Raw genomic sequence first — 24,694 nt, forward strand, 5'->3', positions numbered from 1 at the left:
GTCGGCTTTGCTCAGCAATAACATTTCGGCTTCGCTCAGTATGACATTTAGACTTCGCTCAATGGGACAGTTCTGTATGAAGTCTCTTATTAAACAAAAAACCCGGACAGTTCCGGGTCAATTATATCGTTCAGGATTGTAAAGTTTGATGTCGGCCGACAATGCAGATTCGTTGGCCAGTTCCGCCACCATTTTGCCAGTTGCCGGTCCGAGACTGATGCCCATCATGCCATGACCACCGGCGACGATGAGGTTTTTCAGTTTTTTGCTGTAACCCAGATAAGGCAGCCCATCCGGCGAGCAAGGCCGGAAACCATACCAGATCCTTTCCTTGCCCGGAACAGCCACATTCAGCTCCGGATAATATTGCGGAATGGAGTTTACGATCCCTTCTACGCGATTCATATTAATGTTGTCGTTCACCGCTGCAAGCTCCATGGTGCCGCCGAATCGCACTTGTCCGTTCATCGGCGTAACCGCAACGCGGGCTTCGATCAGCAATGCGGGATGTTCAATTTTATGCTCAGCATTCGGCTCCATGAAGGAATAACCCTTTCCAGGCATGACAGGAATTGACAAACCTGCCAACTTCGAAAGCTCGGGAAGCCACGTTCCGCCGGTCATGATCACGAGGTCGCCTTCCACCGTTTTGGTTTCGGTTTGAACGCCTTTTATTTCTCCGTTTTTTATATCAAAACCCTTAACCTTTGCATTTAAAATCAACTCCGCGCCTTGTGCTTTAATGTATTTCAAAAGCTGCGAAAACAATGCGGTCGGGTATAAATGTGCGTCGCAATGATAATGCACTGCGCCTATCACGTCCAGCTGAATGTTGGGTTCGATCGCCTGAACTTGCTCCTTAGTAAGCATTTCAATGTCCAAACCGAGCTTTTGACCGTCCTTCGCCACGTGGATTTCTTCTTCTCCGGCTTTCTCGGTTTTGTAAAGCATCAGAATGCCTTTTTCTTCCAGTCCAAATTCAAAACCTTCTTCTTTGGCCAGATCTTCGTAAAGCTGCTTGCTTAGCAAATGGTAATCACGCAAATGAGGCGCGGCGCGTTCCACATTGGCAGGCGTGGCGCTTTTCATGAATTTTAAACCCCATGAAACCAGTGACCAGTCGAGCGAAGGTTTTACGTAAAACGGACTGCGGCTGTCGAACATCCATTTGATGCCTTTGGAGATCATGCCAGGAGCAGCCAGCGGAATAAAATGACTTGGAACGATCATTCCAGCATTGCCTTGCGAACAATTATCCGCCAGATCGCCCTTATCAATCAACGTCACTTTCCAGCCACTTTTTAACAAATAGTAAGCCGAAGTCAACCCCATAATCCCGCCACCGATTATCGTGGCGCTTCCCTTTTTAGTGACTTGCATATTGTTTACTTCGGCTTTCGGCAATCAGCCGTCAGCATTTTTATAATATATGTTAACCTAAAATTCGATTGCCGATTGCCGACCGCCGAATGCATCAAATAACCTGAAACCCAAATGCATATGGATCTTCCTCGTCGTCGATGATGATTGTATTGTAACCCGTCACAACCGCCCAGCCTTCAATGCCGGGGATGATCGCGGGCTTGTCTCCTATTGTCACTTCGTCTTCAACCGTTCCGGTGAATTTGGAACCGATGATGCTTTCGTGAATAAATTTGTCGCCTTTTTTGAGTTTTCCTTTGGCATGCCATTGTGCCATCCGCGCCGACGTTCCCGTTCCGCAGGGTGATCTGTCAATGGCTTTATCGCCGTAGAAAACTGCATTGCGGGCCGTGGAAGTCTCCTCCAAAACGGCCCCAGCCCAGAGAAAATGGCTTAATCCATTGATATGCTCGTTTTCGGGATGGACGAATTTGTATTTTTCATTCATCCGCTGACGGCAAACGCGGCTCCAACTGATCAGCTGATCGGCGGTGTAATGTTCGAGACCTTTGAAGTTTTCCTGCGGATCCACTATGGCGTAAAAGTTGCCGCCATAAGAAACATCCACTTTCAATGTCCCAAGTTCAGGACATTCCACTTCGAGATTTTCAGCTGCCAAAAATGATTTTATATTGATCAGTTTAACAGATTTCACCCTTTTGCCTTCCTGCACATATTCAACCAAAACCAAACCGGCCGGTGTCTCCAGGCGCAGCTTACCAGGCACTTTTGGAATTACTAATCCTTCTTGAATCGCAATCGTGACGGTGCCAATGGTCCCGTGGCCGCACATTGGGAGGCAGCCGCTGGTTTCAATGTAAAGCACGCCAATGTCATTTTCGGGATCGACGGGCGGATACAGAATGCTCCCGCTCATCATGTCGTGGCCGCGTGGCTCGAACATTAATCCTTTTCTGATCCAGTCAAATTCTTTCAAAAAGTGAAGCCTGCGCTCCATCATGCTATTGCCCTGCAAAAGCGGGCCGCCACCGGCCACCACCCGAACGGGATTCCCGCAAGTATGCGCGTCGATGCAGAAAAACGTTTTTCTCATTACAAAGCCTCCTTCGTTAGCTCATTATTAACAGTCCGCCAGATTCCTAACGGGTTGGCATTTTTCAATTCTTCGGGTAAAAATCCATCCGGCCAGTTCTGAAAGCTCATCGGGCGTACGAAACGCTTGATCGCATCAGAGCCTACGGATGTAAACTGACTGTTGCTTGATGACGGGAACGGTCCGCCGTGGTGCATGGATTTGCAAACTTCGACGCCGGTTGGAAAGTTGTTGAACAGGATCCGGCCGCATTTGTCGGTTACCAATCCGATCAGTTCTTCATTTTCTGCCAGATCTTCGTTCGTTGCCAGCAATGTGGCTGTTAACTGTCCGTGCAGCTTTCCTCCGACAGAAATCACTTCATCAATGTTCTCACATTTGATAATCAATGCGAACGGCCCGAAAACTTCTTCCTGCAATGCATCATTGTTCAGGAATGTTTGTGCGCTTACCGTGGCAACCGTCGCGCCGCCCTGTCCTTCCAAAACTTCCGTTTCCGTGACCGCAAGAATCTCAACGCCTGGTTGCGTGGTTAGTTTTTTGCATCCTTTCTCATAGCTTTCTGCAATGCCTGCGTGCAGCATATGGGAAGGGGCGATTTTTATAATTTCTTCTTCCAATGCATTTTCAAATATTTCCAATGCAGGACTTTCAATGGCGATCACGATGCCCGGATTGGTGCAAAACTGGCCTACTCCCAATGTTAATGAACCCGCATATTGTTTTGCCAATTCAGACGCCGAAGCCTCCAATTTATTTGGCAATAAAAACACAGGGTTAACACTGCCCATTTCGGCAAAAACCGGAATTGGATCAGGCCTTTTTGCAGAAATCTCAGCCAATGCAGTTCCGGCGCGGTAAGAACCTGTAAATCCAACCGCCTTAGTGATCGGGTGGCTTACCAGAAACTGCGATTCCTCATTGGTTTCGAAATATACGTGCGAAAAAGTGCCTTCCGGAAAACCGCTTTTCTTAACGCCCCTAGCGATGGCCTCAGCCATGATCCACGAAGTTTCGGGATGGCCAGGATGCGCTTTCACCACGACCGGACAACCTGCCGCCATGGCGCTGGCCGTGTCACCGCCCGCCGTTGAGAATGCAAATGGGAAATTGCTCGCACCAAAAACAGCTACGGGCCCTAATGCAATGCTCGTTTTACGAATATCAGGCCTAGGAGGCGTTCTTTCAGCGTTCGCTGTGTCAATGCTCGCATCGAGCGGAGCGCCTTTTTCCAATGCATCGGCATAGCTTCTCCATTGAAAAATAGTCCGTGCTTTTTCGCCTGTCAAGCGTGCTTCGGGCAGGTTGGATTCTGCCTTTGCAGTTGCAATGAGCTCAGGACCAACGGCTTCAATCTCGTCTGCAATTGTGCGCATTAATGCCACACGCTGCTGGATCGAGTGTTTTTTTATGATTACAAAAGCTTCGAGAGACTTTTGCAAAATGGCTTCCAGTTGTTCTTTTGAAGTTGTCATGGGCTGGTTAGGATAATTTCTGTTTGTAAAAGTCGCAAAACGAATGCGAATCCAGCTTTAAAGTAAAGCCGGATTGCGCAATGCGACAATGTTATGCAACAGAAACTTCCGAAGACAAATTCAAATAATCAGGCAAAGCAGGCTGGGTTGCAATGGCTTGATCAATGATCGCAAGCACTTTTTCGCGCTCTGCGCCTTCGAGAACCAATCTTGGTGCCCGAACATATTCTGAGCCTATGCCTGCTTTTGTGGCGGCAAGCTTGATATTTTGAACCAGTTTTGGATGAATGTCCAGTTCAAGCAAAGGAAGATACCAACGGTAAACAGCCAATGCTTCTTTGTATAATCCGGCTTTCACCAAATTGAAAATCGCAACGGTTTCTTTCGGGAATGCATCTACCAAACCACCTACAACGCCGTCGCAGCCCAGCATTACTTCTTCCATGATCAATGTATCCACACCGCAGAAAACCTTGAAACGGTCGCCGAAACGGTTATACAGGCGGGTAACATTGCTTACGTCGCGCGTTGATTCTTTAATGGCATGCACATTTGGAACCTTCGCAAGTTCTTCAAACATCGCCAGCGTCACTTCAATTTTATAATCCACCGGATTGTTGTAGATCATCAATGGCAATGATGTGCTTTGCGCGATGGTTTTGAAATAAACAACCGTTTCATGGTCGTCTGCTTTATAACGCATCGGAGGCAACACCATCAGACCGTCTGCACCCGCATCTTCGGCTTCTTTGGCAAGGCTTACCGCTTCGGCAGTCGATTGCTCGGCGATACACACAACGATCGGGAAATCCTGGGCAACAATGCTTTTTGCATATTTTACCAATTCCACTTTTTCCGCTTTTGTCAATGTGCTCGCTTCGCCCAGTGATCCTGAAACGATAGCGCCAGTGACGCCAGCTTCGATCTGCACTTCCAGATTTTTACGGAAAAGATCAAAATCAATGCTGTCGTCTGATTTGAAAGGCGTTAGCAACGCCGGAAATACACCCTGCCAGGATTCCTTGTTCATATATTGATTGTGTTAACTATGAAAGATCTGATTTTTTGTCAAAGTTAATTGTTGGTTACCCGCCAAACATTTCAGGTATTAATCAATAATATACGAATTTTAACATAAAACGAAATCCGGCTTCAAGGTTTGTTTTCTACGAATACGACTTGCGCTCGATCGGCTTTTCTCACCTTTTTCAGGAAGTCGATCCAGGCAGGAAAATCCTTGGCATTGTAGCGCCCGCCGTTCATAACGACCTTCCGGGAGCAAAGGAGCTTGTTGTTTTCCAAAACCGTTTTGGATTCATAAGTGCCAAAAACCGAATTGATGTGAAAAGAAGGCAATGTGGTTTCCAGTTTATAATTCGCCGGAATGACATAAGACACCGTGTCAGAATCGGTAAAGTCGTAGACAGAGCCGGGCAGATAAAAGTCCGTAGTCCGCTCCGAAGTTGCGGGCAATTCAAATCCGCGACTTAGTAATGTTGGTTTAATGAAAAGTCGTGATCCCGTTTTGGTGGCGCAGTTGCGCACATTCAGGGATAATTTCTCGGTAATGGTTGGTTCTGTTTCCCGGCCTTCGAGAAGCTCGAAACGCTGCAAATCCAGACTTGGTAAATTGATCTGGTTCATAAGCCATTTCTTTTGCTCTTCTTTATTCCCGTTGTGAAAAACACTGTTGCGCGATTCCTGCTGCAAGCCTGCATATAATGTATGCACTTCCACTTGTCCGTTTCCTCCTTCGTCCAGGTTCACATTCGCGCGACTTTTCCGTGTGTTTTGATGTGATTTATAAACAGGCGTTTGCACCAGCTTCCCGCCTTCGGGCGTGACAAGCAATGCATAGCGGCTGCCTGTGAATGTGCCCATGAAGTTGGGGGTCGTGGTCTGGCTGGTGCATTCGAGCCACATCGTGTCTTTTGCGACTACGGCGCAGGCGATGACGTGGTTGAACTGGCTGCTGGGAAAGTCAGGCTTCATCATGGCTTCACTGCCTGCTTTGATCAAGGCAACATAAGCAGGAATTCCCGCCTGGCGCAATGCAGCGACGGTAAAATTGCTCAGCGCTTTGCAATCGCCATAACCTTTGCTGGCAACCGTCATGGCATCAATCGTCTGCCAGCCGCCGATTCCCAGCTGAATGCTCACATAACGCGAGCGGGTTTGCATCCATTTGTATAGTTTTTCAACTTTTTCGCGATCTGTTTTTGCATCCTTAATGACCGATTTTATTTCGGTAACCGTTGCAGGTGGAAGCACGTCGCGGCCTGCATTCAATGTGTGATAAAATTTACCAAAATCAGCCCAGGTGTTAAAATTTCCCTGATAATCCTGCACTTCAAAATCAGAAGGCGCGGCCATCACGAGCGGCAAATAGTCCATCATGGGAAGCGGGTAGAAATCGGTTGTTTTGGAAACGGCTTTGTTTCTGACAACCCAGGTGTAAACATCCGATCCGCCTTCCCCTTTGGTTTTCATCACCGGATTTACCCCATTATATTCTTTGTAACGAAACTTGAAATCGGCTGGCGTTTTAATGGTGAACTGCGCGCGCTCAACGGCCGTCTTTTCATCAGACAGAGGCATCCAGCGCGGATAGAACATCATATTTTTCTCCTTAGTCTCGTAATTGAACTCAATCGTGTACGGATAAGCATAGCTCTTTTTACCAAAATCGGCCAGTTTAACTCTTGCGTCGGTGATATTATCTCCGCCGCCGCCATAACCATAATCCGTAATGTCTGCGTTTTTGAGCTTTTTCTGAACTTTCCCGCCTGCATCATAAAGGATGCCGCTGATATCGGTGATTTTGGTGAATTTATCATAACCCACAAGAAGCTGGCCATATTCATTTTCGCCCTTTTCATTCAGAATCGTAACAACTGTGCGCTTCTTGTGCCGTGCTTCTGCTTTTGAAATAATCTCAAAAAAATCTTCATCCAACCGCACAACCGCATTGGCACCGGCATTGAGTTCCGGACTTATTTTTGTGACGTCGAATTCATCTTGCGCCTGAACCTGACATAGCATTGTGCACACTAAAAATAGAATAGAGAGTAAAAATCGCATCTTGGAGGTTTAGTTAGCCTTTTTCTTGATTACCAGCGGTTGCGCATGCTTTTGGACTACACGTTCAAAGAACTCTTTTACGTCGTGGTATTCTTCGGCGTGAAAATTCGTTTTGGAAAGCACAATGACGCTGCTCACCTGGATCATATCACCTGACTGTCGCACCTGGTAAACAAATTTTCCGGCTTTTTCAGGAAGGCTTACAATTTCTGCCTTTGGCATTTCTTCCAGCACATAACCTGCCGGAAGCTTATAATTACCAATGAATGATTCCGACATTCCGCTGGTGAAATCAAGCGGATAGATCCGTTCTTTCGATTTCAACGGATTGCTTTCCCAGCGACCGGCCAGAATGGGATTGAAGTAAAACAAATCGGGTGACGCATTCTCGTCTTCCAGTTCAAAATCGCAGGCAACATTAACTGCTCCTTTCAAATCTTCATTTTTATTCTTCACAGCAATGTTGCTGATCTTCCACTCCGGTGACCGCTTTTTGAGCACTTCGTGATAAATGTCGTCAGCCTCTTTTACATATTTGTCGCGCCAGCGCAATGCTTCATAACCAGCAAAGGAAATGCTGTAATTTCCCTTTATGCTGCCATCTTCCGGTAGAATGTTCGCATTTACCATTTCCAGTTTGGTCTGCGCGTCCAGCGGTTTTATATCCAAGAACCGCCCCGATCCTTTTTTGGGAATAAGCCTGCCATATCCGTTCAATGTGTGCTCAGGAAGGAGGCCGAGCTTGGCATAAGGCTGTGTGGCGTCCAAAAAGTACTCTTTTCCGGCAACTTCAACGTGGCTGATCACATAATTGCAGCTTTCCAGAAGCGGAATTTCTTTCAAAAACCGGCCATTGGAACGTGTGCTGAGAATGACGGGATCCGCATTTAGATCCAGCTCCCGAAGCAGTGAGGTCAGAATCAGATTCACCTCAGTTGCATTGCCGGCTTTGTTTTCATATGCTTTCCTGACGCCATCTCTTGAACCCAGATAGGATGAACCGTCCCATTTCATGTGGCTTTGCAAATGCCGGTAAGCCAGCTCCATTTTTTCCTCGGGCGTCTTGGCGGTTAGCATAATTTCGTCGCGCTTGGCTTTGAGGAAAGAAGATTTCCGCAACTCTACACCAAACCAGTTGGCCTCGTTCAATGTCTTTTCAACATCATCCCAGGTGTTTGAAAAATGCTTCGATATTTCACCGGGCACCTGAATGACGGAAAGCTCAAAATTGACCTTTGACAGATAATCGCTTTCCGTTGTTATAAAAGGTTCGTTGACAAATGCAGGTGCATCTTTCACGACAAAACGATAGGCAATGCCGCGCCCGTTAAGCCTGGACGAGCCTACATGCACATCCGTAGGCTCCTGTTCGCTGATATACAGGGGCAGGTAACCGCTCATGGTTGTTTTATATTCCAGAAAAAAAGGGATCGTAATGCGGAACTCACTCCACTTGCTCGGCACAGACGCCTGAAAAGTCCAGGGACTGGGCTTATCGCGGACGGTCAATGGCGTTGTGCGCCTGTAAGAATATTCGATCACGGAACCCTTCCGTGCATTGGCAAGATTGAATTTGTAAGTATAATATTTGCCCGTGGCCTTTTCCCGCTTGATCGACTTCCGGTCCATCGCCGTTCGTACAAGCTGTCCGTTCTCCATATTATAGGTGAAGCCCTGAATGTCGTCCATCAATTCCTGATTTTCGGGCCCGCTGCCCTCGTAAGTAGTGATCGCAACGGAAGCTCTGTCAAGGGCTGATTCTTTAAGGATTTTAATCCTAATCCAGGATTCCATCACCATTACCAGTCCGCGGATGTCGTCGTAGCGATAGGTAACTTCACCAAAATCATAGAGGTAAACCGCAGCAGCAGAGCTATCACCAGGAAATGCCGCCATTTCCACATCAGCACGATCCACAACCCCAAACTTCGGCTTGAAATCATCCTGGGCAGCAACATTAAAAGATAGGAAAGTGAGCATGGATAGGACGTAAACCTTCCACAAGACAACGCAGGACAGTCTGCACTGAAGTAAAAAATGAGTCATGCAACGAATAGAGAAAGAGGTAGAATTATTATGCATAATTGCAGCATTAATTTGATTTTAGCAAAAAATTTGTAACTGTTCGTAGATTTTTTTTCACTCAAATCGGCCCAAATGCGAAAACAGATTTTAATGCCTATTTTTGCACCAAAATGAAGCTTTGCTTTGTTCAATAATTACCTATTCCTGCTAACCCGGAACATTAACATTTAACATTATTATGTCATCTTTCGAAAATGGAAGTCCACTTCGCGTACTCGTAGTCGGTTGTGGCAATATGGGCGCTTCCCATGCATTTGCGTATCATTCGCTGGACGGTTTTGAAATCTGCGGAATCGTTTCAACCGGCAAAAGCAAAGAGGTTTTGAATGAAAAACTCGGCGGCGGTTATGCCCTTTTCAGCGATTATGAAACGGCATTGAAGGAAACCAAACCGGATGCGGTCTGCATTTCAACTTACCCGGACACGCATGAGGACTTTGCTGTAAAAGCATTGGAGCACGGCGCGCATGTTTTCATCGAAAAACCACTTGCTGACACCGTTGAAGGAGCTAAGCGCGTAGTAGAAGCTGCCAAAACGGCTGGCAAAAAAGTGGTTGTAGGCTACATTCTGCGCGTGCATCCATCGTGGGAACGTTTTGTTGCCGAAGCGCAAAACCTGGGCAAGCCGCTCGTAATGCGCATGAACCTGAACCAGCAAAGCCACGGTTACATGTGGGGCGTTCACCGGAATTTGATGAAAAGCCTGAGCCCGATCGTGGATTGCGGCGTACATTATATAGATGTAATGTGCCAGATGACGCGTTCCAAACCATTGCGTGTGAATGCAATTGGCGCGCGGTTAACGGAAGACATTCCTGCTGGAAATTACAATTACGGTCAGCTTCAAATTTGGTTTGAAGACGGTTCTGTGGGCTGGTATGAAGCTGGCTGGGGACCGATGATCAGTGAAACTGCATTCTTTGTAAAAGACGTGATCGGACCGAAAGGAAGCGTTTCTATCGTTGCGAAAGATGCGGGTGGGACTGGAAAATCGTCTTCCGTGGAAGCACATACGAAGACGGAGTCCATTCGCGTGCACCATGCGGACCTGAATGATCAGGATGAATTTACGAAACAAGATTCCTGGATCAATCTGGACGACGAGCCGGATCATCAGGAGCTTTGCAACCGCGAGCAGCGTTATTTCCTGAATGCGATCAATGATGATTTCGACCTGACTGATCACCTACAAGACGCAGTCACAAGCTTGCAGATTGCCTTCGCCTGTGACGAGTCTGTGAAGACAGGACGCACCGTAGATCTGGTTTAAAATACATTATCTTAAATATAGCCCTGTTGGTTTTCGGTGACTTACCCGAAAATTAACAGGGCTATATTTTTAGTAAACATGCGGTTAACTAATTGATTCCGAGCAAAAATTGATCAAATATGAGTGAATTTATGCAAACGTTTGCACAGATAATTTAATTTTTTCTCTGCTGGTCATTCGAAATTTATTGTTATTTATTATAATATTGCAACGTCTTTTTAAGACTTTTAAAAATCTCAACCGACCCTTGATAATCGTATTGCATCTTTTTTCACTTTGAAGATCACGCAAATTCCTGGCATAACTTACTTGTCTGGCACCTCTCACAAATAAATTTTCGTTGCACCCATTAATGGCAACCAGAAATTTCTGAACAGTAAACACCCAAAAACCGAACATAGCCAGGAGCCAAAAGTTTGCGCTTTTAAAAATTGAACGAATTAAATAAATACCATAACTTTTAAAACATAACACAAATAATTTTCCTCACCTTAAATAACTAATTAATGACGCAGAAAACATCCGATTGCCAGAATTCACTATGAAACAGTTAATTACCATTTGCCAACATTGCATGAAAAACGTTTAACCAATACTAACCTACATGAAAAATACCGATACCTATCAATGGTTGTTCCGAATGCGGAATATCCGGAATGCATTATTTCTAATACCCGCTCTTTCAGGTCCCTTCGTGGCATCCGCCAACATGAACATCGCTTCGGGAACTGCTGCTCACGCTAAGATTGATAAAACATTAAAAGGAAAAGTTACCGATAAGGAAAACGGGGAAGGCTTACCTGGCGTGAACGTTGTTATAAAAGGCTCCAGCACAGGTACAACCACCGACGGAAGCGGTAATTACACATTGCAAGTGCCAGAAACCGGTGCAACGCTTGTGTTCAGCTTTGTAGGTTATACAGGCCAGGAAGTGGAAGTGGGAAACCGCACTACGCTTGACCTCGCTTTGGAGTCAGATTCAAAAGCACTTAGTGAAGTAGTCGTTATCGGTTACGGTACCGCTAAAAAATCAGACTTAACCGGTTCGGTAGGTTCGGTTAAGGAAGATCAATTGAAAGAGCGTCCTGCTCCATCTTTGAACCAGGCTCTTCAGGGTAAGGTTTCGGGTGTACAGGTGAACGTGAACTCAGGACGTCCGGGTGGTCGTGCTAACGTGCGTATCCGTGGATTTAGCTCCATCAACTCTTCAAACAACCCATTATATGTGGTGGATGGTGTAATGCTTCCGCAAGGAAACCAAAACCAGCAAAGCCAGGCCATCGACTTCATCAACCCTAACGACATCGTGTCTGTTGAGGTTTTGAAAGATGCATCTTCAACAGCCATTTATGGTGCAAGAGGTGCGAATGGTGTTATTTTGGTTACGACTAAAAAAGGAAAATCAGGTGAAGGTGTGATTACTTACAACCTGGACCTGAGCGTTCCGACAGCGGGACCAAAAAGAGCAAAAGTTTTGAACGCGAAGGAATATCTTGCGGTTGAAGACCTTGCATACGCCAACATTGCAAAATATGACCCTGCGGGATGGGCTGCCGGAAAATATGCTCCGCAAAACCCGAAAGTGCGTCGTGCTGAATTGAATGCTAAACATCCTGATATCTTCACAGTGGATGGCAGCGGTAATTTCATACCAAACTATGATACCGACTGGTTCAAAGAAGCTACGCAACACAAGGTTTCCCAAAACCACCAATTGGGTTTCAGCGGTGGTAACAACAAAACAACTTACTCTTTGTCACTAAACTATCGTGATGATCAGGGTTTGATCAAAACATCTTACCTGAAACGTTATTCAACTCGTTTCAGCATTGATGACCAGGTTAAAAAATGGTTGAGAATCGGTGCTACATTGAGCTACAACAACCAGGCTGAAAACCTTGTCGATATCAATGATGCTGTTCCACGTCAGATGGTGGAGGATTTTCCTTTCCTTCCTGTTAAATACCCAGACGGAACTTACGCAAACAACCGTGATTATCCACAGGCAGAAGGTGCATTCAGCTCGGTACACCGTCTGATGGGCCGTAAATACAACCAGAACACACAAACTACATTGGGTAGCTTGTACTCGAACATTACCCTGGCTCCTGGCCTGGAAATGCGTTCTGTTCTTGGTGTGAACATCCTGACTCAGGAATTCAACGAATCGCAAACACGTACACTGGCAATCGGTGAGTCTGGTACGGCTGGTAAAGCAAGCAGAAAAGAGACGTTCTGGTCATTTGAAAATTATTTGACCTACAACAAAACTTTCAATGGTATCCACGCGATCAATGCACTTTTGGGTATCTCGTGGCAGGAAACGAACCTGACTTCAACAGGAGCAAGCGTTCGTAACTTCTCAACGGATTACTTCGGTTTCAACAACCTTGGAGCAGGTGCTACATTGCCGGGTGTTGGTTCAGGTGCTGCACGTTTTGCGTTCAACTCTTACTTTGGACGTGTGAACTATACATTGAAAGAGAAATATCTGTTGACGGTAACAGGCCGTATCGATGGTTCATCTAAATTCGGTGATAACCACAAATACGCTGTGTTCCCATCTGCTGCTTTGGCATGGAAAGTGTCTGACGAAGAGTTCCTGAAAGGAAATACATTGATTTCCAACCTGAAAATCAGAACAAGCTACGGTCTGACTGGTAACTCCGAAATTCCTTCTTATTCTTCATTGTCATTGCTTAGCTCAAACTATGCAACCATCTACAACGATGCAAGATTTAACGGAACGGGTATCAACAGACTTGCTAACCCTGATTTGAAATGGGAGAAAACAGCACAAACTGACGCAGGTCTTGAAATTAGCTTCCTGAAAGGCAGAATCTCTGTTGAAGCGGATTACTATTACAGAAAAACCACTGACATGCTTTTGGATGCTCCGGTTCCACGCACCAGCGGATACGCAGTTATCAGAAAGAACATTGGTTCAATGGAAAACAAAGGAGTTGAACTTGCTTTGAATACGACTAACATCGAAAGAGCAAACTTCTCATGGAACACGAACTTCAATATCTCATTCAACAGAAGCAAAGTATTGTCATTGGCAACACCTTCTGACATCTTCGGAGTGGGTGGTCCTGGTATTACAAACCAAACGAGCATTATCCGTATCGGAGAGCCTGTTGGTGCATTCTGGGGACTTACACGTCTGGGCGTTTGGAGCGAGGCTGAAAGAGACGAGGCTGCTAAATTTACCAGCTATCGTAACAACCTTAAAATGTTGCCTGGTGACATCAAATACAAAGATTTCAACGGTGATGGCGCTATCACAGATGCGGACCGCAGAATCATTGGAAATGGTAGTCCAAAAGGCTGGGGAACTTTGGCGAACTCAGTTCGTTACGGAAACTTTGACCTGACATTTGATATGCAGTTCTCTTACGGAAATGACCTGATGGACATGAACCTGCACGCTAGCGAAGACCGCGTTTCTATCGCAAACAGCTACGCTACTGTATTGGGTGCATGGACTCCTCAAAACCAAAATTCACAAATCGCTGAGATTCGTGAAACACGTGCGGGTTACGTAACAAACGTAGATACACGCTGGATCTTTGACGGTTCATTCCTTCGTGGCAGAAACTTGCTTTTGGGTTACAGCTTCCCATCGGATATGGTCAGCAAAATCAAATTGAGCAAACTGAGAATTTACGTTTCAGCTCAAAACTTCTTCTTGCTTACTAAATACCCACATGGTGACCCTGAGCAAACGCCAATCCGCGGTGGAGATGCTGACAACGTATTTTCACAAGGTATGATCTGGCATAGCTATCCAAAACCAACCACTTACATGGCTGGTCTGCAGATCGCATTTTAATGAACAGGTTAAGTTATTTTAAAAACAGATATTCATTATGAAGTTATATAATTTGAAAAACCTAGGGACAGCACTTCTTTTCGGCGCTATTTTGCTGGGACCGACGAGCTGTTCAGACTTCCTTGACGAACAGGATCCGTCCAACCTAACACCGGAAAGTTTTTACACAATCCCTGATCACGCAGAAGCTGCCGTTGCTGCAACCTATGCTGGTCTTAGATTCTATGGAGACGGAGCTGGTATTTTCTCTGCAAACTGGCAATTGCTGGAAGCAGTAACAGGAACTGCAACCACTGAAACGGGACAAAATTCCGATTTGAACAACCTGTACTCGTTGACTTACGATGGTAACACAGCGCATATCAACAACTGGTGGAACGGATTGTATCGCCTTATTGCGAATGCAAATCTTGCTATCGAGAAAATCCCGACCATTCCTTTTTTAGCTCCTGCAACACCTGCACAGCAAACAAAACTGCTTGGTGAAGCACGTTTTCTTAGAGCATGGGCTTACTTCAATGCAGTTCGTCTTTGGGGAGATGTTCCTTTGGTGACAAAACCACAAACGGCAACATCAGAAGATTTCTTTGCGAAGAGAGCTCCGCAGGAAGAAGTTTATAAACTGATCGTAGAAGACCTGATTGCAGCAGAATCTGCCGGACTTCCTGTTTTCGAAACAAGCGGCCGTGCTACACAAATGTCGGTGAAAGCATTGCTTTCAAAGGTTTATCTGACAATGGCTGGTTTCCCGTTGGGCAAAGGTGCTTCGCACTACAAGCTTGCGGCTGACAAAGCTTTTGAAGTAATTACTTATTCAAAAGCAAACCCAAATGTTGTAAACCTGTTTCCTACTTACAAGGAGATCCATACCGAATCGCAGAAAAACAGATTGGAGCATTTGTTCCAGATCCAGTATAATGCATTGGTTGCATCATTCCCATTGAATGACTATCTGCCTAACTTCAAGGCTGTAACTTTTGCAGGTCCTGGTGGAACAGGAAGCACTATTCCAACGCTTTCATTCTACAACTCATACGAAAAAGGCGACTTGCGTACAGTTGATCAGGAAGGCTGGTTCTATACAACGTATTATACCAATGGCGACGGAGCGAAATTTGATCTTGGTGCACCTTATGTATTCAAGCATTTCAATCAAACTGCGCTTGGTGCTCCTGGTGTTACTGCCACCAAGAACAACAACCTGAATGTGAACCTGATCCGCTACGCAGAAGTGTTGCTGATCTATGCAGAAGCACAAAATGAAGTAGGCGGTCCAACTGCCGAAGCTTATGCGGCTTACAAAAGAATCCGTGACCGTGCTAAGTTGACAACCCCTGCAATCGGAACATTCACACAGGCCACTTTCCGCGAAGCGGTTTGGAGAGAGCGCTGGTATGAATTCGCTTACGAAGGCATTACCTGGTTTGACATGGTTCGTCTGCGCAAAGTGTTCAACGAGAAAACAAAAGGATTTGACAATTTCGTAGGTCACCTTAACCTGAATGTTGGAGCTGGTGTTGCTTTACAGGAAAAACACCTGCTGTTCCCATTAGGAATCCAGGAAATGAAAAACAACCCTGGCCTGACACCTCAAAACCCAGGTTACGGTCAATAGTTAGCGTAATGTTTGAAGAGCCGGTCCGGATTTGGACCGGCTCTTTTTTTATGCCAAAACCATAAGTGCCTCAACGTAATTTAAGCTAAATTGAAGCCGAAACAGATGTGAAGAGCAGGCTAATGATGAGAACGATACGAACATACTGCACACCTTTCTGCAAGAGATATACAGCGGTGTTGTGTTTTAAGTGCATTGGATTCTTCTTGATGCTTTCCATATCTGCAAACGGACAGATCATCTTAACAGCTCCTGCCAATAACCAGATCGTCCAGCGCAACCTTTCGGGTTTTGCATCGATAGCGATTACGGCGTATGCTTACCGGCCTTATACAAGCGTTGCAGGTCGTTTGGTCCCGATCAAAGGAAATGTACATCGGGAGAAAGTCTGGGATTTTGAAGAAGAGCAAGTTCGGCAGGGATTTCTGACGGCTTCTGTTCAGGCGGAAACAGGCTGGTATAAGCTGAAAATTTCAGCTGTGGCCGAAAATGGGGATATTGATTCTATTTCCGTAGATCGCGTTGGTGTAGGTGAGGTTTTCCTTGTGGCAGGAAATTCCAATGCAATGGGTTTGCCCGGGCTTGGTGCTAAAAGTACTTCCGACCAGGTTGTTTCCTTCAACGCAGTCAATAAGCAGTTGAATGCAGAAAACATCACCGTTGCGCCCAACGAGCCGATGCGGAAGCCGACTTTTGAGGTTTTAAAAAAAGACAATTTCATTTTTCCTTCTGGAGAAACGGCCTGGTACTGGGGAGAATTGGGTGATTCTATTTCAAAGAGATTCAAAACGCCGGTGCTCTTTTTGAATGCGGCCTGGGCCGCGGCAAATTCCGACAGTTACTACGATGCGGCAACCGGGAAAGATGCTTTTAATCCTTATGTTGGAAAAAATTGGCCAAACAGACAGCCCTACTCGAACATTGTCAACACCATCCGCCATCTGAACTCATGGCTCGGAATACGTGCAGTGCTCTGGTCGCACGGAGAGAATGATGCGCAACTGAAATTCACCGAACAGAATTACTTCAACAACATCCAGACCTTAATTACAAATGCCCGTGCGGATGCTGGTTACAATTTGCCCTGGGTTATCGCCAGAAATTCGGCGAGCAACATTATTAAGGATCCGTATTTACCCGTTATCAATGCACAAAAAAGGCTTTCCGCACTAAAAAACTTCAACACATTTCCTGGCCCAAACCTCGACACCATTCAAATTCCCAGGCCCGTCTCCGAGCATTTCGAGAATGTGCCGGGCGGGATTCAGGGCCTGACATTAGCAGCGTCTGCCTGGAATAGAGCATTGACCGATTCGTTGTTCAGGAAAATCATCCCTATACAGCCTACAAATTCCATTCATACGGGCGTTGTGCCTTCTACGGCGTTTCCGGGTGCGTCTTTTTATTTGGGTTACAACATTCATGGGCAACAAGCCTGGCCACTTTCCTTACGCGCAGAGTTGTTTGATGAGGGTGGGAAATTTATAGATACAGTTGGCATAGGAAGCGCAAACCCAATGCTGGTTAAGCTTCCGGCCAATCTGGCTAACGGAAATTACAGCATCCGCCTGGCAGGAACGACGCCGAATCTCGCTGGCAGCACTTCAACATTATTCTATGTAAACAATGCTTACCGATCCGTACAGGTTGTCAACGCGATCAGCGCTGTAAAAGCAAATCAGGTTTTCAACCTCAAATGGTTAGTGGCCTCAAATCCTGGTATGCAACGAATGGTTCTGGAAAAAACAACGAACGGCGACATCTACACCGATTTACAGCAATACAATGTGCCTGACAATGGAACAGGATCAGGCGTATATGCTTACACTGATACCAATACGGATTCAAAGATCATTTTTTACAGGGTAAGAATGGAATATACGGATGGCAGAAACTCCTATTCGCCCGTCGTGACCATTCTGGAACCCGGCGCATTGCCACGACTTGTTGCATTTCCGAATCCGGTAACCAGGCAGGCATTTTACCTCGAAACCGACGACATTGACCCCGTCCCGCAACTTTCGCTGTATGATGCTGGCGGACGTGCACATCCTTTGTTTGTCTCGGATCGGGAGATTATTGGTTTGCTCGCCGTTCGCACACTATATCCATTGCCCGCGGGCATTTACATATTGCGTATTGCAACCGAAACAGGCACGCATACACAGAGAATGGTTTTTATTAATTAGATAATGATTATCAGCAGATTCCAACGGTTCTTATAGCAATGGTGTCAATCAGTCATAACCTAACTCCGAGCATTATGAAAAACGCTGTACTGATTTTCGCCTTATTCTTTCTTTTCAATTCCTGCAAAAATGATTCGAAAGACGTAATTCCCGAAGGCCGCGTGCTTGACGATATTACATTAAAAGACTATTTCATCACCAGCATCGCTTTCGACAAAAAAGGAAATGCATGGCTTGGAACGCTCAGTCAGGGCTTGATCAAGTTTGATGGCAAAGCAGCCAAAGTCTTTGACTCTTCCAATTCTGCGATGAGTAATGCGGCCATAATGGACATTGAAGTAGATAAAGCCGGTCACATCTGGATTGGCAGCAATGACTTGATGGAATACGACGGAGTAAAATTTATCAGATATGAATCGAAGCAGTTTGGCCTTCCTGCCAATCATGTTCGGTCGGTTGCTATCGATGCAAGTGACAACATCTGGTTTTCTTGCAGCAGTTTTCAGTCAGGGGGATTGGTTAAATACGACGGATCTACATTTATAACCTTCACTCCGGCTAATTCCAAATTGCCAGGAAATTTGATACAAGGCATCACTATTGACCAGTCGAACCAGGTCTGGGTAGCGTTTAATGATGGCTTCGACGAAGGTTCGCTCGCCAAAATAGGCCTGGATGATATCATTTCTGTTGTCGGATCAAAGGAGTTAGGATTCAAACCCTATAATTTCGGAAACATTGTGATCAACAAAAACAATGAATTGGTCGCGTCCATTGATTATGGTTTGTCAAGTTTAATGATCACCGGAAGGCCGCAGATCTTCAAGTTCAATGGCAGCAAATCTCAAATTGTAAGCTTGCCTGATGAACAATCGGTGATTTATAGTACCCAATCCATTTACTCGGATAAAAACGGAAACCTTTGGGCATCCTTTTCCAACGCGGACAAGGAATATGGCATTTTCAATGGCAAGGAATGGATGTTTAAAAAGTTAGGTTCCAGCGGCATTTTCACATTTGCTGAAAGTCCTGCCGGAGAAATGTGGCTGGGAACGGGCGACGGTCTTTATATTTTGAAATAAAGGATATTAAGGAGAACACCGAGCAACAAAAAAGGCAAGCACTTTCGTACTTGCCTTTGATATCAATATCAGAAAGATTAATCTTCAAATAACCGCCCTAACCCACCAATCACCGACCCGCTTTCCTTATTAGCATTTGGGCCGCCAACGGACAAGCGTTGAATCAGTTTAGAAATTGGCATCGACTGGATCCAGCAACGGCCCGTGCCCCGTAATGTGGCCAGAAACATGCCTTCACCACCGAAAACCATGGATTTCAAGCCGCCGGAACGCTGAATATCGAAGCTTAATGATTGCTCGAATGCGACTACGCAGCCTGTATCCACGCGCAAAGTTTCGTTATTTAAATTCCGCTCTATCACCACGCCGCCTGCGTGCACGAATGCCATTCCGTCTCCTTTGATTTTTTGTAAAATAAACCCTTCACCACCAAATAAGCCTGAGCCGAAACGCTGGTTAAAATGGATTTTCATGCTTGTGCCCATGGCAGCGCACAGGAAACCGTCTTTCTGAACGATGAGCTCGTTGCCGTAGATTTTGGAAAGATCAATGGGCATCACGGTTCCCGGGTAAGGGGCTGCAAATGCTACTTTTTTCTTGCCATATCCCCGGTTTGTAAAGTGCGTCATGAAAAGCGATTCGCCCGTGATCAGGCGCGTTCCGGCCTGGAAGATCTTGCCCATAATGCTCTGGTTCGCTTCCGATCCATCGCCCATTTTTGTCTGGAATTCAATGCCATCTTCCATGAAAAGCATGGCACCGGCTTCCGCGATCACGGTTTCGTTAGGGTCCAGCTCAATTTCTACGACCTGGATATCGTCGCCAATAATTTTGTAATCGATTTCGTGAGAGATCATTTGTGCGTAAAAGGTTTAATTTGATAGTAAGCTGAACTGTAATGACCACTTGCTACTCTTCTTCTTCCTCCTCTTCCTCGCTTGTTTTCTTCTTTTTGCGGGTTTTCCGGCCGGGAATATCTTCCCGGTCGCGGAGCTTTTTGTCGTCCACATTTTTATTCAAAAATTCGTTGATACGGTCCATATCGAAGCTGGTCGTAATCTCGCCAAATGAATTGATCTGAATGTCAAATCCGTCCAGGTCCTTATGTACACGGGGTTTTTCGGCAGCTGGTTTGGTCGTATCGGTTGGTTTTTTCTTAGCCATGTGTCTGAAAATTCGCCGCAAAGCGGTCATTTCGAATGATTACTAAATTAAGGAGCCCTTTTACGGAACCCAAGTCAATTTGATCCAACGGTCATATCACAATTATGCCAGGCGAATTTGGGCTGGTAAGCGGGTTAAGGCATTATCCAGACGTTTTACGACTTCGTCTTTTCCCAAAATTTCCATGGTCACCATCAGGTCAGGTCCGTGGCCTTCACCCGTGAGCGCGAGACGGAGCGCCTGCATGATTTTGCCCATTTTTATACCAAGGGATTCCATCGTTGCCGACAGGCTTTCTTTAATGTTATGCGCCGTAAATTCACCGTCAAACGCGATCAGAGCATCTTTAAATCCGGAAATCGCATTCACTGCCTGCTCATCCCATTTTTTCAAAACCAATTCCTGATCGTAAGTTTCGGGCGTATGGAATAAAAAGCTGGATTCGCTCACAATCTCCTTCACGAAATGCACGCGGTCTTTCAGCAAGAAGACGATTTGCGCAATTTGATGATCGTCAACATGGATCTGCTGAGCAGCAAAAAGCGGTTTTGCCTGCTCGATAAGCGTTGCATCGTCCAGGTTTTTAAGATATTGCTGGTTGAACCAGTTTGCTTTTTGAATGTCAAATCTTGCCCCGGCCTTATGCACGCGCTCAAAACTGAATGCGGCAATTAGCTCCTCCATGTTGAAAAGCTCCTGCTCGGTTCCTGCATTCCAGCCTAGTAAGGCAAGGAAATTGGCCGTTGCGTCAGCGAAGTAACCTTCTTCCCGGAAACCTTTGGCCTTGTCGCCTGTGTTCGGATCGGTCCATTCGAGGGGGAAAATCGGGAAGCCGCCCAGATCCGCATCGCGTTTGGATAACTTGCCATTTCCGTCTGGTTTCAGCAAAAGCGGAAGGTGCGCAAACTGCGGCATGGTGCTTTCCCAGCCTAAATATCTGTAAAGTAAAACGTGCAACGGTGCCGATGGAAGCCATTCCTCACCGCGGATCACGTGCGTAATGCCCATCAAATGGTCGTCCACAATGTTGGCCAAATGGTAGGTCGGCATACCGTCGGATTTCAAAAGCACTTTATCGTCGATCTGCGAGGAATGCACCACGACCCAGCCGCGGATCAGGTCATTGAAACGAATATCTTCCTTTGGGCTGATCTTCATCCGGATTACATACGCTTCACCGCCTTCCAGTCTGGATTTCGTTTCTTCCGCCGATAATGTCAGCGAATTGGTCATTTCCATCCGCGTGATCGCATTGTATTGTGCCGCCGCAACTTTGGCAGCTTCGAGGCGTTTGCGCATCGCGTCCAGTTCGTCGGCTGTGTCAAAAGCATAATAAGCCTTTCCCTCAGCAACAAGTCTTTCGGCATATTCGCGATACATTTCTTTTCTTTCCGACTGGCGGTAAGGCGCGTGCGGACCGCCTTGCTGCGGGCCTTCGTCTATGGTGACGCCTAGCCATTCCAATGCTTCCAAAATATATTCTTCCGCGCCGGGAACGTAACGGTTCTGGTCTGTATCTTCAATGCGAAGCAACATTTGGCCACCCTGCTGGCGTGCAAACAGATAGTTATACAAGGCAGTGCGGACGCCGCCTGCATGCAGCGGGCCGGTCGGGCTGGGGGCAAATCTTACCCGGACAGGTTTATTATTCATTATCTTAATCTAAAATTTACTGGATGATTTTGCCTCCTATTCGACGGCAATAACGGATATTTCAACATTCACGTCTTTTGGCAGACGCGCAACCTGCACGGTTTCGCGCGCAGGCGGTTCTTTGGTAAAAAAGCTGCCATAAACCTCATTTACGGCCGCAAAGTCGTTCATATCTTTCAGGAAAATCGTCGATTTCACCACATTCTGGAAACCTAGCTTGGCTGCGCCGAGAATGTGACCAATGTTCTGCATCACGATTCCTGCCTCGGCCTTAATATCACCCGACTGGGCAAGCTCGGCGGCAATTTGTCCTGAAACGTAAAGGGTCCCGTTTATTTTGACGGCCTGGCTGTAAGGTCCGATCGGAGCAGGCGCTTTATCTGAAAATATGATCTCTTTTGGCATAAGTTGAATGGATTTATGCCGTAAAAATACCAAAAATATGGGAGTAAGCCCGACTTATGTTACCTGAAAAAGCGCTTTCAATTCGGTGGCATCCGCAGGATTCATGCGACCGGCCAGGACGAGGCGCAGCTGGCGCCGGCGAAGTGCGCTTAAATACAAATCATGTTCTTCGGGCGTTTCAGGTTCGAGCGGCGGCACTTCGATAGGGCGGCCGTTTTGATCCACAGCAACGAATGTGTAAAACGCGCGGTTTGTGCTCACACGGTGCCCGGCAGGAATATCCTCGGCCCAAACTTCCAGAAAAACTTCCATAGAAGAGTTAAATGCGCGGGTTACTTTGGCTTGCATGGTCACAATGTTACCCAGCTTAATCGGCTCACTAAAAGACACATTATCCACCGAAGCGGTTACTACAATGCGGTTAGAATGCTTCTGCGCGGCAATGGCGGCACAAATGTCCATCCAATGCAAAAGCCTGCCTCCCATCAGATTATTCAATGTATTCGTATCATTGGGAAGCACCATTTCGGTCATGGTAACCTCCGACTGATGAGGGTGTTTAGGCTTTAACATATGTAACAATGGATGATTTATTAAAATTTGGGACAACGGGTTTTCCTGCGCTCCTTGGCCTGCATTCTGTTGCCAATGGAATAAGTGCCGCGCACCTGTAAGAATAAATAACTGTCTTTGTTTTTGGCACTTCCGCGGTTCCAGCCCGGTTGACGCGGATCTAGGCCGATTTCTGGCGAGCGGTCGGATAATCTTCGGGCTAAGTCGCTCGGCAAATGATCGGGATTGGGATAAACTGTGCTGACGTCGTCAAGATAGTCTGAATTAATGAAGTTGTTGCAAAGCTCCAAGCCGAGGCTCAACCGCTCCGTCGTTTTGATAGAAACTCCGATTCCGGCTGTGAAAACCAATGGTAAGCGCTTGTATTTTACGCCTTCGGTAGTGAGGGGCGCGAGATTAACCCACTCGCCGTCAATTTTGGCTTTTGGATTTAATAATGTAAAACCTAAGCCGCCGAAAAGATAAGGATTAACCCGCGGCTGGCTGTTGAATGAAAACAATTCCGCCTGTATGCCCAGGTTAATGTCTGGGTTGAATGTCTTGAACGATAAATTATTCTGAGCGTTTTTAGAATATTTCTGATCGGCTGAAACCTTATAAAACCTCAGTTCTCCGCGCGCGCTGACGTGCTCTGTCAGCCTGTAAAGTCCTCCAACTGAAATGGACGGCCCCAATCCCAAATGCTTCATGTTCACACCGTCCGACAGGTCTCCCATATAATATGCAACGCCTACACCGGCCGTTACGCTCATGACACCAAATGGATTGATGTATTTGCCGGAGCGGTTCTGCGCTGCGGCTTCCTGTGCGGTCAGGAATGAAAAGACCAGGATTAACGCATTTAAAACAGCATATTTCAGGTAAAGCTCACTTCTCATTTTACTCAGGTAAAAGTTTTTGATCGTTGATTGCAGAGAAGGTTAAGTCCGTAAATATATTACTCTTAACCAAATTTGTTGCTTTTTTCACTGATCTTGCAAAAACAAAAGGCCGGACAAAGCCGGCCTTTTGTTCAAATGATATCGAAGTATTTATACTAATCTCTTTTTACCGAACTCGCGCCGGAAGAGCTGGAATGAATGTCTTTCGCCGTTCCGGAATAACGGATGCTGCTCGCGCCACTCGCATCTGCATGCACCGCATTGCTCGCCATAACCGCCGCGCTGCTGGCTCCGGATGCATCAATATTCACCGTTCTGGCAGCAAAATCACGGCCTTTGAACGACGAAGCGCCCGAAACTTCTCCGCTTAAAACATCACCTTTCCCAACCAGGACAAGGGAAGAAGCACCGGATAGATCGAACGTTAACTTCGGCGCCGACATCTCCATATTGACCTGCGACGCACCGGAAACCTCTACATCCATATTTCCTACACCCGTAAAAGGAGCCACATGAGCCTTACAAGCACCTGAAAAATCAACCCCTTCCAAAGCAGGCATTGTAATGTTTACATTGACCGTCTTCCTGTTTTTATTCCAGTTATTGCCTTTGTAACCCAAATGAAGCACATCCCCTTTCACCGTTGCTTCCAGATCTTGCAGATCCTCGGAGCGGCCGGTGGTGGAAATACTGTATTTGCTTCCTTGTTTTAGCTCAATCCGGAATGCGCTGCCCATAGAAACTTTATCAAAACCGGATAAGTTAAAATTACGTGTTTCCTGTGCGCTGGTGGTCAATGTTAAAAAGAGCATTAATAATGCTGCAACTGAAAATAAAGGGATCTTTTTCATGGTATAAACTAATTAGATGACTTTTCGAAAAGATGTGCAGTCAAGATCAAAAGTTGCAT

Annotated in this window: 18 protein-coding genes; 5 read left to right on the forward strand and 13 right to left on the reverse strand. The window is 46.2% G+C overall.

Going from position 1 to position 24,694, the window contains the following annotated elements; all coding sequences use genetic code 11:
* Positions 1 to 117 precede the first annotated feature (117 nt).
* From NFI80_RS15740 to NFI80_RS15765, 6 genes are all read right to left on the reverse strand, one after another.
* On the reverse strand, positions 118 to 1,380 hold the full coding sequence (locus NFI80_RS15740) for an NAD(P)/FAD-dependent oxidoreductase (RefSeq protein ID WP_235165161.1): 1,263 nt from the start codon (positions 1,378 to 1,380) through the stop codon (positions 118 to 120).
* A 94-nt stretch (positions 1,381 to 1,474) separates the two neighbouring features.
* Positions 1,475 to 2,476: a 4-hydroxyproline epimerase gene (locus NFI80_RS15745; protein ID WP_235165162.1), complete on the reverse strand. Its 1,002-nt coding sequence runs from the start codon at positions 2,474 to 2,476 to the stop codon at positions 1,475 to 1,477.
* Positions 2,476 to 3,951, reverse strand: a complete 1,476-nt coding sequence (locus tag NFI80_RS15750; RefSeq protein ID WP_235165163.1) for an aldehyde dehydrogenase (NADP(+)) — start codon at positions 3,949 to 3,951, stop codon at positions 2,476 to 2,478. Before NFI80_RS15750 ends, NFI80_RS15745 begins: the two co-directional genes overlap by 1 nt.
* Before the next feature lie 91 nt (positions 3,952 to 4,042).
* Positions 4,043 to 4,981 (reverse strand): dihydrodipicolinate synthase family protein, encoded by a 939-nt coding sequence (locus tag NFI80_RS15755; RefSeq protein ID WP_235165164.1) that lies wholly within the window; start codon positions 4,979 to 4,981, stop codon positions 4,043 to 4,045.
* 122 nt (positions 4,982 to 5,103) lie between these two features.
* Positions 5,104 to 7,032, reverse strand: a complete 1,929-nt coding sequence (locus NFI80_RS15760) for a DUF3857 domain-containing transglutaminase family protein (protein WP_254414152.1) — start codon at positions 7,030 to 7,032, stop codon at positions 5,104 to 5,106.
* Between the two features lie 9 nt (positions 7,033 to 7,041).
* Positions 7,042 to 9,012: a DUF3858 domain-containing protein gene (locus tag NFI80_RS15765; protein WP_235165166.1), complete on the reverse strand. Its 1,971-nt coding sequence runs from the start codon at positions 9,010 to 9,012 to the stop codon at positions 7,042 to 7,044.
* Positions 9,013 to 9,295: 283 nt separating this feature from the next.
* On the opposite strand from NFI80_RS15765, the gene NFI80_RS15770 reads away from it, so the two are divergent.
* The 5 genes from NFI80_RS15770 to NFI80_RS15790 all read left to right on the forward strand — a co-directional run bounded on the left by NFI80_RS15770 (position 9,296) and on the right by NFI80_RS15790 (position 19,108).
* The gene (locus NFI80_RS15770; RefSeq protein ID WP_235165167.1) at positions 9,296 to 10,387 is read left to right on the forward strand and encodes a Gfo/Idh/MocA family protein; all 1,092 of its coding nucleotides are present in this window, start codon (positions 9,296 to 9,298) and stop codon (positions 10,385 to 10,387) included.
* Positions 10,388 to 10,991: 604 nt separating this feature from the next.
* Positions 10,992 to 14,222: a SusC/RagA family TonB-linked outer membrane protein gene (locus tag NFI80_RS15775; RefSeq protein ID WP_235156817.1), complete on the forward strand. Its 3,231-nt coding sequence runs from the start codon at positions 10,992 to 10,994 to the stop codon at positions 14,220 to 14,222.
* A gap of 37 nt (positions 14,223 to 14,259) precedes the next feature.
* The gene (locus NFI80_RS15780; RefSeq protein WP_235156816.1) at positions 14,260 to 15,837 is read left to right on the forward strand and encodes a RagB/SusD family nutrient uptake outer membrane protein; all 1,578 of its coding nucleotides are present in this window, start codon (positions 14,260 to 14,262) and stop codon (positions 15,835 to 15,837) included.
* 209 nt (positions 15,838 to 16,046) lie between these two features.
* Complete coding sequence (locus NFI80_RS15785; RefSeq protein WP_235165168.1) at positions 16,047 to 18,026, forward strand: sialate O-acetylesterase; 1,980 nt, start codon at positions 16,047 to 16,049, stop codon at positions 18,024 to 18,026.
* 74 nt (positions 18,027 to 18,100) lie between these two features.
* Positions 18,101 to 19,108, forward strand: a complete 1,008-nt coding sequence (locus NFI80_RS15790) for a ligand-binding sensor domain-containing protein (protein ID WP_235165169.1) — start codon at positions 18,101 to 18,103, stop codon at positions 19,106 to 19,108.
* A gap of 77 nt (positions 19,109 to 19,185) precedes the next feature.
* Here the strand turns inward: NFI80_RS15790 and NFI80_RS15795 are convergent, their stop codons facing one another.
* The 7 genes from NFI80_RS15795 to NFI80_RS15825 form a co-directional block, all read right to left on the reverse strand.
* Complete coding sequence (locus NFI80_RS15795) at positions 19,186 to 19,965, reverse strand: TIGR00266 family protein (protein WP_233795085.1); 780 nt, start codon at positions 19,963 to 19,965, stop codon at positions 19,186 to 19,188.
* Between the two features lie 52 nt (positions 19,966 to 20,017).
* Positions 20,018 to 20,272, reverse strand: coding sequence for a hypothetical protein (locus tag NFI80_RS15800; RefSeq protein ID WP_026631166.1), 255 nt, complete (start codon positions 20,270 to 20,272; stop codon positions 20,018 to 20,020).
* A gap of 102 nt (positions 20,273 to 20,374) precedes the next feature.
* A complete protein-coding gene (gltX, locus tag NFI80_RS15805) occupies positions 20,375 to 21,925 on the reverse strand; it encodes a glutamate--tRNA ligase (RefSeq protein WP_235165170.1) in 1,551 nt (516 codons plus the stop codon).
* A 36-nt stretch (positions 21,926 to 21,961) separates the two neighbouring features.
* Complete coding sequence (locus tag NFI80_RS15810; RefSeq protein WP_235165171.1) at positions 21,962 to 22,330, reverse strand: Rid family detoxifying hydrolase; 369 nt, start codon at positions 22,328 to 22,330, stop codon at positions 21,962 to 21,964.
* A gap of 54 nt (positions 22,331 to 22,384) precedes the next feature.
* Complete coding sequence (locus tag NFI80_RS15815) at positions 22,385 to 22,903, reverse strand: acyl-CoA thioesterase (protein ID WP_235165172.1); 519 nt, start codon at positions 22,901 to 22,903, stop codon at positions 22,385 to 22,387.
* A gap of 20 nt (positions 22,904 to 22,923) precedes the next feature.
* A complete protein-coding gene (locus tag NFI80_RS15820; RefSeq protein ID WP_235165173.1) occupies positions 22,924 to 23,781 on the reverse strand; it encodes an outer membrane beta-barrel protein in 858 nt (285 codons plus the stop codon).
* 158 nt (positions 23,782 to 23,939) lie between these two features.
* A complete protein-coding gene (locus NFI80_RS15825; RefSeq protein WP_235165174.1) occupies positions 23,940 to 24,635 on the reverse strand; it encodes a head GIN domain-containing protein in 696 nt (231 codons plus the stop codon).
* Positions 24,636 to 24,694: the final 59 nt, after the last annotated feature.

The organism is Dyadobacter chenhuakuii, assembly GCF_023821985.2.
Classification (GTDB): Bacteria; Bacteroidota; Bacteroidia; order Cytophagales; family Spirosomataceae; genus Dyadobacter; species Dyadobacter chenhuakuii.

Bases quoted from the DNA above. Each gene is read 5' to 3' on its own strand.
- NFI80_RS15740 (WP_235165161.1), bottom strand. From the start codon at position 1,380: ATGCAAGTCACTAAAAAGGGAAGCGCCACGATAATCGGTGGCGGGATT.
- NFI80_RS15745 (WP_235165162.1), bottom strand. From the start codon at position 2,476: ATGAGAAAAACGTTTTTCTGCATCGACGCGCATACTTGCGGGAATCCC.
- NFI80_RS15750 (WP_235165163.1), bottom strand. From the start codon at position 3,951: ATGACAACTTCAAAAGAACAACTGGAAGCCATTTTGCAAAAGTCTCTC.
- NFI80_RS15755 (WP_235165164.1), bottom strand. From the start codon at position 4,981: ATGAACAAGGAATCCTGGCAGGGTGTATTTCCGGCGTTGCTAACGCCT.
- NFI80_RS15760 (WP_254414152.1), bottom strand. From the start codon at position 7,032: ATGCGATTTTTACTCTCTATTCTATTTTTAGTGTGCACAATGCTATGT.
- NFI80_RS15765 (WP_235165166.1), bottom strand. From the start codon at position 9,012: ATGCTCACTTTCCTATCTTTTAATGTTGCTGCCCAGGATGATTTCAAG.
- NFI80_RS15770 (WP_235165167.1), top strand. From the start codon at position 9,296: ATGTCATCTTTCGAAAATGGAAGTCCACTTCGCGTACTCGTAGTCGGT.
- NFI80_RS15775 (WP_235156817.1), top strand. From the start codon at position 10,992: ATGAAAAATACCGATACCTATCAATGGTTGTTCCGAATGCGGAATATC.
- NFI80_RS15780 (WP_235156816.1), top strand. From the start codon at position 14,260: ATGAAGTTATATAATTTGAAAAACCTAGGGACAGCACTTCTTTTCGGC.
- NFI80_RS15785 (WP_235165168.1), top strand. From the start codon at position 16,047: ATGCTTTCCATATCTGCAAACGGACAGATCATCTTAACAGCTCCTGCC.
- NFI80_RS15790 (WP_235165169.1), top strand. From the start codon at position 18,101: ATGAAAAACGCTGTACTGATTTTCGCCTTATTCTTTCTTTTCAATTCC.
- NFI80_RS15795 (WP_233795085.1), bottom strand. From the start codon at position 19,965: ATGATCTCTCACGAAATCGATTACAAAATTATTGGCGACGATATCCAG.
- NFI80_RS15800 (WP_026631166.1), bottom strand. From the start codon at position 20,272: ATGGCTAAGAAAAAACCAACCGATACGACCAAACCAGCTGCCGAAAAA.
- gltX (WP_235165170.1), bottom strand. From the start codon at position 21,925: ATGAATAATAAACCTGTCCGGGTAAGATTTGCCCCCAGCCCGACCGGC.
- NFI80_RS15810 (WP_235165171.1), bottom strand. From the start codon at position 22,330: ATGCCAAAAGAGATCATATTTTCAGATAAAGCGCCTGCTCCGATCGGA.
- NFI80_RS15815 (WP_235165172.1), bottom strand. From the start codon at position 22,903: ATGTTAAAGCCTAAACACCCTCATCAGTCGGAGGTTACCATGACCGAA.
- NFI80_RS15820 (WP_235165173.1), bottom strand. From the start codon at position 23,781: ATGAGAAGTGAGCTTTACCTGAAATATGCTGTTTTAAATGCGTTAATC.
- NFI80_RS15825 (WP_235165174.1), bottom strand. From the start codon at position 24,635: ATGAAAAAGATCCCTTTATTTTCAGTTGCAGCATTATTAATGCTCTTT.